Origin of the sequence: Paenibacillus sp. OT2-17 (genome assembly GCF_009827695.1) — a bacterium.
GTDB lineage: Bacteria > Bacillota > Bacilli > Paenibacillales > Paenibacillaceae > Paenibacillus > Paenibacillus polymyxa_B.
This window is the reverse complement of the sequence record NZ_WUDQ01000604.1, coordinates 1-2,117: the sequence shown is the minus strand read 5'-3', so window position 1 is coordinate 2,117 and position 2,117 is coordinate 1. Positions and strand designations below refer to the sequence as shown.

Here is a 2,117-nt window from a genome sequence, read left to right as displayed (position 1 = left end):
CGGCAGCAATATGGCATTCGCCAAAATCGTGCTTCCTACCAAGCTTAGCAACATAGCCCCTACAGTCGATGTGATGAGAATCGTATTTAAAATATCAAGATTGGTTTCGAGTGCATCCCATTTTTCCACGATCTCCAGCGTCCCCTTCTGATTGCCCTCCAGAGAAAGCACAGGCAGATGGATAACCAGAATTTTATGACCCTGTACATCTGTCAGTTGAGAGCTTTGAGAAGTGTTAAAACGTATATCGCCCAGCTTAAAGCGGGACTGGCGACTTACTTCATACAAAAGTCGGGATTGCTGATCAAATACCCTCAAAATGGTATCTCCAGAAAGCTCATCTTTCAGTTTGGGGCCCCATGCATTCTTCAGAATTATCGTGGGTCCGGTTTCGGCAATGATTTCAGTCCACTTATTTTGCAGCACTTCTCTTTCATTTCGCGTAGCGATTTTGACGAACAATAGGTGAACTGTAACATCCACAAACAGGAGTATCGACATCACTAAAATAGAACTGAGCAGGGTGATTTTGGTCCGAAGCTTCACTAGTCTTCCTCCCGGATGAAGTACCCAACACCGCGCACGGTTTTTATCAATTTCTTTTTGTATCCATGATCAATTTTTTTGCGAACATACCGGATATACACATCTACGACATTCGTATCACCGACAAAATCAAATCCCCACACGTCCTGAATCATTTGATCCCGCTGCAATACCTGATTTTTGTGCTCCATCAGATAAAGAAGCAGATCATATTCTTTTGGCGTCAGTTCGATTCGGTTTCCTTCCCGCACTACTGACCTGGTTTTGCGTTCCAACACCAAACTATCCACTTGGAGCCTAGACGGCGGCTTGTCCTCTTCTTGTAAAGCGGTAGCTGTTGGCTCCATTTGATGCCTCATACTGGCCCGCATCCGCGCTAATAACTCCTCGATCTCAAAAGGCTTCGTAATGTAATCATTGGCACCTTCATCCAGACCTGAAACCTTATCAGGAGTCGTGTTACGTGCAGTGACCATAATTACTGGTGTATGATTGTCCACTTTTCGAATCTGCTTCAGTACCTCGACCCCGTTCATCTCCGGCAGCATTACATCCAAAATGATGATATCCCATGTACGTGCTAGAGCTTTTTCCAATCCTTCTCTGCCCGTCTGTGCGATTTCAACTGCATATCCTTCATGGGATAACTCCAACTGAAGCAATCTGGATATCTTCTCTTCATCATCAATGACCAGCACCGACTTTTCCATCGCAAAACCACCTATTTTCTATAGAAAAAACAAATGAGTAATGGAAATGACATTCATTTTTTATTTGATTTTAAGCTTTTATCCGTGTAGTCGCTCTATAATATAACTTTGTTATTCAATTTTTTGATGTTAAGGAGTAATTTATTCATGTTAATTAATGTAGATTATGCTTTATTTCACTGGATCAATGAACTGGCTAATTCCCTCGCCTTTTTAAATGGAACCATGCGTTTCTTGGCGCAATATGCACCGTATTTATTCGGAGTGGCTATGCTGATTTACTGGTTCACTTTTAAAATGCCGCATCGGATGATGGTTTTAGAAGCCGTTATAACAGTTTGTTTCGGCTTTGTAATTAGTTGGGGCCTTGGACATTTGTTTTACAGAGATCGACCTTTTGTCGGACATTCAGTCATTCAGCTTGTTCACCATGATCCTAATGCTTCATTCCCAAGTAACCATGCACTTGGAGCGTTTGCTCTGGCTTCCATTTTATGGCTTCATCATCAAAAATATCGTGTTCTCTGGGTTATCTTAGCTGTACTCATCGCAGTATCCCGCGTGTGGACCGGAGTGCATTATCCCTCGGATATTTTGGCAGGTGCGCTTATTGGTGCAGGTTGTGCCGTCGGCGTTCATCAATTCATTCGAAGCCGGAAGCTTCCTGGCATCTTCATGCAGGCGGCTATTATATTTTATGAAAAATGGGAGAAGAAGCTGGGGCTCAAGCCTGGTGAACAGGCCAGAACTAAGATGACTGAACACACTTCCTCTGTCCAAATGAAAAGCAGACGCTAAAGCGTCTGCTTTTTTATAAGCTTTATTATTTATGCTACCCGTTATGCTGTTGATTTGGAGCGA

At 42.9% G+C, this 2,117-nt stretch carries 2 protein-coding genes and 1 pseudogene; 1 reads left to right on the top strand and 2 read right to left on the bottom strand.

All coding sequences use genetic code 11. The annotated features are described in order from the left end of the window. Both GRP75_RS25125 and GRP75_RS25120 read right to left on the bottom strand, forming a co-directional pair. Positions 1-546: pseudogene (locus GRP75_RS25125) on the bottom strand (sensor histidine kinase); the annotation flags it as partial. Continuing rightward, a complete protein-coding gene (locus GRP75_RS25120) occupies positions 546-1,256 on the bottom strand; it encodes a response regulator transcription factor (RefSeq protein ID WP_075154156.1) in 711 nt (236 codons plus the stop codon). The pseudogene GRP75_RS25125 and the gene GRP75_RS25120, both read right to left, overlap by 1 nt. Positions 1,257-1,403: 147 nt before the next feature. Between GRP75_RS25120 and GRP75_RS25115 the strand changes: the two genes are divergently transcribed. Then, positions 1,404-2,054 carry an undecaprenyl-diphosphatase gene (locus GRP75_RS25115; RefSeq protein WP_160790687.1) on the top strand — a complete coding sequence of 217 codons (651 nt, stop codon included), beginning with the start codon at positions 1,404-1,406 and terminating at the stop codon, positions 2,052-2,054. Positions 2,055-2,117 lie beyond the last annotated feature (63 nt).

Coding starts and splice junctions, on each gene's coding strand:
- GRP75_RS25120 (WP_075154156.1), bottom strand. CDS start 1,256: ATGGAAAAGTCGGTGCTGGTCATTGATGATGAAGAGAAGATATCCAGA.
- GRP75_RS25115 (WP_160790687.1), top strand. CDS start 1,404: ATGTTAATTAATGTAGATTATGCTTTATTTCACTGGATCAATGAACTG.